Consider the following 5,125-nt stretch of genomic DNA (forward strand, 5'->3'; position numbering starts at 1 on the left):
CCTGCTGCCATTGGCCTTGCAAGCTCTTGCTTGTCATGGGTGGTAGGGCTCATCCAAAGAGATCACCCAACCGATCGATTTGGTGAATCGATGCTGAGGCGATTGATCTGTAAAGGCCTATGGATCGACTCTTCACAACACTGGAACGCAGTCAGGTCGATGCCGAAGCAATGAATTACTACTGATTTGCATTCGCTCCATGAGCCTGTTGAGAATGATACTCAAGAGCGTCACGCTTGGCCTGGTCGACCGCTCGTTGAATCCCTCATTAGAGAAAGGGAATAGACGGAGATGGCGCAGTCAGCGTCGATCAGTCCTTATGGGGATCGGAATGAGTGAAGGTTCCATAAGGCCGCCACCGCTGTTGTCGTCATCATCGGAGTTGGCGGTAAACCAAAGGACAATGCCGATCAGAATGCAAAAAGTGCCCAGAAGGGTGAGCTCCAACATCGCCAACCCAAAGCTGGTTGAACTCTAATCAGATTGTTTGCGTTTCGACATCTCCCCTTGAACATAAACGTTGGAATGGAACGGTTGGTTTAGGCGGAGACCTTGCCAGAGTCGGTGGCGACGCACTCTTGAAGCTGCTCTCTTAGGGCGTTGTGGTCCATCTCCTGACCAATCAACACCAGATGGTTTTTGCGTTTGCCATTCCAATCGCTGTCATCGATAGAGAAGCGTTTTCCAGCTAGGTGGAAAACATGACGCTTTTCGCTTTCGTTGAACCAAAGGATGCCTTTGGCGCGAAACACGCTTTCTGGTAATTGATTGTCGAGGAAGTTCTGAAATTTGCGAAGGGAGAAGGGACAGTCGCTACTGAATGAAAGTGAGGAGTAGCCCTCGATGTCGAGATGGTCCTCATGGCCATGGTGCGCGTGGCTGTGGTCGTGATGCGCGTGATCGTGGGATGCATGGTCGTGATCGGCAGTATTCGAAACACGATCGCTTTCAAACAATCCAACACTCATCAATAAAGGCAGGGGAACATGTCCTTTTACGGAATGAAGAATACGTGCATCTTTTTTGATATCGCGCAGGCTTTCTTCTAACTCTTTGACCCGTTCTGTTGATACCAAATCCGTTTTGTTTAGGAGGAGGATATCTCCGTAAATGATTTGAGAGCGCCCTACCTCACTCTCAAAAACGCGAGCATTGCAATTTTCAGCATCAATCAGGGTGATGATTGAATCCAGCCTGGTCTGGTCTCGAAGCTCGCTGCCCAGAAATGTCATGGCTACAGGAAGTGGATCGGCAAGACCTGTGGTCTCTACAACCAGATAGTCCAAAGGTTCAGGGCGCTGCAGTATTCGCTCGACGGCTTCCAATAATTCACCATTAATCGTGCAGCAGATACAGCCATTGCTGAGTTCCACCATGTCTGCACTGGTGCTCACCACGAGATCGTTATCAATCCCAATCTCTCCAAACTCGTTCACGAGCACGGCAGTTTTGAGCCCGTCTTGATTGCTGAGAATGTGGTTGAGAAGAGTGGTCTTACCGGCGCCTAGAAATCCAGTGAGAATCGTGACAGTTGTGCCGTTGGTTTTAATCCTCGGGTTCGAAGCAGTCTCTGACATGGCCGGTTTTAAAGGGTTGGAGAGAGGCCGTCGATCGCTTGGGCTAATTCGGCATCACGGCTGGAAAGTCCACCAAGATCATGGGTCGTGAGTCGAATGGTGACACGGTTGTAAACATTGCTCCACTCGGGATGGTGATTGGCGCGTTCTGCGAGCAATGCAACTTGTGTCATGAAGCCGAACGCTTCAACAAAAGAGTGAAAGCGCCACTCTCGTTCCAACCCATCAGAAGCAATGGTCCAGGCAGGGCAAGAGGAGCAGAGGTTCTGGCGTGCAGCGTCATCGAGCAAAACAGCTTGCTTTGACATGGATGAATCTGGCTCTTGTGCTCGTTGAAGTTTGGTTCAGAACCAAACGATTGGGAGAACTACCACTAATGTTTTAGGGCGTTTTGAGTGCCCATGGCGATGGCGCCCTTGCTTGATCGTGAGTCCTTGATGAGGACCTGGGCTTTGAGCTCTTTCCTTGCCTCAACCACTGTTGTGTTGTGGGTTTGTCAGGCGCCATCCGCTTCGGCGCAGCGGATTGTCAAAAAGATCGAGAGCCATTGTCCTTTGGGCTATGTGGACATGCTCAATGGAAAATGCCATTGCTGAGTTCCACCATGTCTGCACTGGTGCTCACCACGAGATCGTTATCAATCCCAATCTCTCCAAACTCGTTCACGAGCACGGCAGTTTTGAGCCCGTCTTGATTGCTGAGAATGTGGTTGAGAAGAGTGGTCTTACCGGCGCCTAGAAATCCAGTGAGAATCGTGACAGTTGTGCCGTTGGTTTTAATCCTCGGGTTCGAAGCAGTCTCTGACATGGCCGGTTTTAAAGGGTTGGAGAGAGGCCGTCGATCGCTTGGGCTAATTCGGCATCACGGCTGGAAAGTCCACCAAGATCATGGGTCGTGAGTCTAATGGTGACACGGTTGTAAACATTGCTCCACTCGGGATGGTGATTGGCGCGTTCTGCGAGCAATGCAACTTGTGTCATGAAGCCGAACGCTTCAACAAAAGAGTGAAAGCGCCACTCTCGTTCCAACCCATCAGAAGCAATGGTCCAGGCAGGGCAAGAGGAGCAGAGGTTCTGGCGTGCAGCGTCATCGAGCAAAACAGCTTGCTTTGACATGGATGAATCTGGCTCTTGTGCTCGTTGAAGTTTGGTTCAGAACCAAACGATTGGGAGAACTACCACTAATGTTTTAGGGCGTTTTGAGTGCCCATGGCGATGGCGCCCTTGCTTGATCGTGAGTCCTTGATGAGGACCTGGGCTTTGAGCTCTTTCCTTGCCTCAACCACTGTTGTGTTGTGGGTTTGTCAGGCGCCATCCGCTTCGGCGCAGCGGATTGTCAAAAAGATCGAGAGCCATTGTCCTTTGGGCTATGTGGACATGCTCAATGGAAAATGCAGCACGCTCGGAATGATGACTTACAAGGTCCAAGCCATCGATGGCAGATCCTGTCCATCCGGATGGGTGGATGTGGGGGGAGGTTATTGCCGCAAACAGTGAGTCGCTGCTTTCTGTCGCCCGGCAATGTCATCACTAAAGTTCCCAAAGTTGATTCAACTTGAATGGTCCGCTTGTTCGCTCTTGGTGTTTTGGTGTCTTTGCTTGCACCTACCGATGCCTTCGCTCAGAAAAGGATTCCGAAAGCAGAGGGGCATAATCAGTGCCCATTGGGTTATGTCAACACACTTGGCACCACCTGCGTGTCGCCCATTTATTACCGAATGAAGCCAACGAATGGTGAAGCTTGCGACTCCGGTTGGATGAATGTTGGTGCTGGTTATTGCAGGGAAAAGTAGGTCTGAGTATGAATCAGCAGCCAGTTTCTTTTTGGTCTCTCAAGCCGTGGTGGTGTCAGCCCTGGAGCATTTTGCTCACAGGATTTGTGATTTCCATTGGGAGCTGGCTGCTCCTTCATCAACTTTGGATCACGCTTCCCACCACCCTGGCGATTGTGGCTTGGTGGATGTTGTTTTTGGTGCTTGTGCCTGCTGCTTACAGCAGGCAAGAGGACTCTTGACCGCTGCCTTGATCAAACCATTCCGCTTGGTGGGGTGAATCGGCACGGATGAAATGTGTTGGTGTGTTCACCTTCAACCACCGAGCTGTATAGGGTTCAAGCAGAGATGGAGCCCAGATGGGATCCAGGACAATGGCCTGGGATCGGTTAGGCGATTACCTGCATCAGACCAAAATCATTGGTTCCATCGCGAGCACGCTCTACTGGGACCAAAACACGCGCATGCCCTCTGGAGGTGCAGCCTGGCGTGGAGAGCAGTTGGCGCTACTCGCGATTCAATTGCATTCCCGGCAAAGCTCTCGGGAGTACGCCGATCTGATCCAGGAAGCCCGGGTCGAGTGGAGTTATTCAGGGCTTGCAACGACAGAGCAGGCTGATCGCGGCCGCAACCTTGATTTGCTTGAACAGGATCTGGGCCGGCAACAGGCCTTAGATCCCACATTGGTGGCAGCGTTGGCAACGGCTAAAGCCGACGGCTACAACAATTGGCAACAAGCTCGAGCTGACTCTGATTTCGGCTTGTTTGCTCCTTCCTTGCGCTCCATGATTGGATTGCGTCAGGAGCAGGCTCGCCAGCTTGCAGAGCCGCGCAGTTGTTGGGAAACACTGGCTCAGCCATTTGAGCCCGATCTCACGATGAAGAGGCTGAAGGAGTTGTTTGCACCGCTGAGGCAGCGCTTGCCAGAGTTGTTGCAACGAGCTGGTGGGCAGACACGGGAGCGAGCGCTCAGTTGGGATCTTTCTGAACCAGCACAACAACACCTCTGCGACAGGTTGTTGACCTCCTGGGGGCAAGATGCGTCGATCACCTGTGTTGCGCGATCTCCCCATCCCTTCTCGATCACGCTTGGCCCGAGCGACTACAGGATCACCACCAGAGTTGTTCCAGGCCAACCGCTCTCCTGTTTCCTGGCCACTGCCCATGAATGGGGCCATTCCCTCTACGAGCAGGGGCTTCCCGATCAGAAACATCAATGGTTTGCATGGCCTCTGGGGCAGGCAACATCCATGGCCGTGCACGAAAGTCAATCGCTGTTTTGGGAAAACCGAGTGGCGAGAAGTCAGCCGTTTGCGCAGCAGTGGTGGCCGGATTTCGAGGCTGCGGGGGCTCCGCTGCCATCAGCAGATGCTCTTTGGAGCGCCATGAATCCTTTGGCTCCGGGTCTCAACCGGGTCGAGGCCGATGAGCTCAGCTATGGGCTGCACATCATGATCCGAACGGATCTAGAAATTGCTCTGCTCGAGCAAGGCCTTCCGGTGGAGGAGCTTCCTGCTGAATGGAATCGGCGTTACGGAGAACTTCTTGGAGTGACACCATCCAATGACGCAGAGGGCTGTCTTCAAGATGTGCACTGGAGCGAAGGACTGTTTGGATACTTCCCTTCGTATCTACTTGGACACCTGATCAGTGCTCAGCTGAGCGAGGCGATGGCTGCTGCCATCGGTTCACCCGAAGAGCATGTTCGTCGGGGTGATGTCACCCCTTTGTTGGACTGGCTCCGTGAGCATGTACACCCCATCGGACGGGCCATGAA

The 5,125-nt window shown here is 52.6% G+C and carries 7 protein-coding genes and 1 pseudogene; 4 read left to right on the plus strand and 4 right to left on the minus strand.

What is annotated here, in order from left to right:
* Window positions 1-539: 539 nt before the first annotated feature.
* From NCN04_RS07760 to NCN04_RS07775, 4 genes and pseudogenes are all read right to left on the minus strand, one after another.
* Window positions 540-1,577 carry a CobW family GTP-binding protein gene (locus NCN04_RS07760; protein ID WP_250395700.1) on the minus strand — a complete coding sequence of 346 codons (1,038 nt, stop codon included), beginning with the start codon at window positions 1,575-1,577 and terminating at the stop codon, window positions 540-542.
* Between the two features lie 8 nt (window positions 1,578-1,585).
* Complete coding sequence (locus tag NCN04_RS07765; RefSeq protein WP_250395701.1) at window positions 1,586-1,885, minus strand: 4a-hydroxytetrahydrobiopterin dehydratase; 300 nt, start codon at window positions 1,883-1,885, stop codon at window positions 1,586-1,588.
* 277 nt (window positions 1,886-2,162) lie between these two features.
* Window positions 2,163-2,384: pseudogene (locus tag NCN04_RS07770) on the minus strand (GTP-binding protein); the annotation flags it as partial.
* Window positions 2,385-2,392: 8 nt separating this feature from the next.
* Window positions 2,393-2,692, minus strand: coding sequence for a 4a-hydroxytetrahydrobiopterin dehydratase (locus NCN04_RS07775; protein WP_250395701.1), 300 nt, complete (start codon window positions 2,690-2,692; stop codon window positions 2,393-2,395).
* Between the two features lie 93 nt (window positions 2,693-2,785).
* Between NCN04_RS07775 and NCN04_RS07780 the strand changes: the two genes are divergently transcribed.
* The 4 genes from NCN04_RS07780 to NCN04_RS07795 all read left to right on the plus strand — a co-directional run.
* A complete protein-coding gene (locus NCN04_RS07780; protein ID WP_250395702.1) occupies window positions 2,786-3,073 on the plus strand; it encodes a hypothetical protein in 288 nt (95 codons plus the stop codon).
* Window positions 3,074-3,135: 62 nt separating this feature from the next.
* Window positions 3,136-3,369 (plus strand): hypothetical protein, encoded by a 234-nt coding sequence (locus NCN04_RS07785; protein ID WP_250395703.1) that lies wholly within the window; start codon window positions 3,136-3,138, stop codon window positions 3,367-3,369.
* An 8-nt stretch (window positions 3,370-3,377) separates the two neighbouring features.
* Window positions 3,378-3,590 carry a DUF6737 family protein gene (locus NCN04_RS07790; RefSeq protein ID WP_048346948.1) on the plus strand — a complete coding sequence of 71 codons (213 nt, stop codon included), beginning with the start codon at window positions 3,378-3,380 and terminating at the stop codon, window positions 3,588-3,590.
* Window positions 3,591-3,707: 117 nt separating this feature from the next.
* Window positions 3,708-5,125 (plus strand): carboxypeptidase M32 (locus NCN04_RS07795; RefSeq protein ID WP_250395704.1); only part of this gene is annotated, 1,418 nt, incomplete at its 3' end.

Source organism: Synechococcus sp. MU1655 (assembly GCF_023630655.1).
In the GTDB taxonomy this organism is placed as follows: Bacteria; Cyanobacteriota; Cyanobacteriia; order PCC-6307; family Cyanobiaceae; genus Synechococcus_C.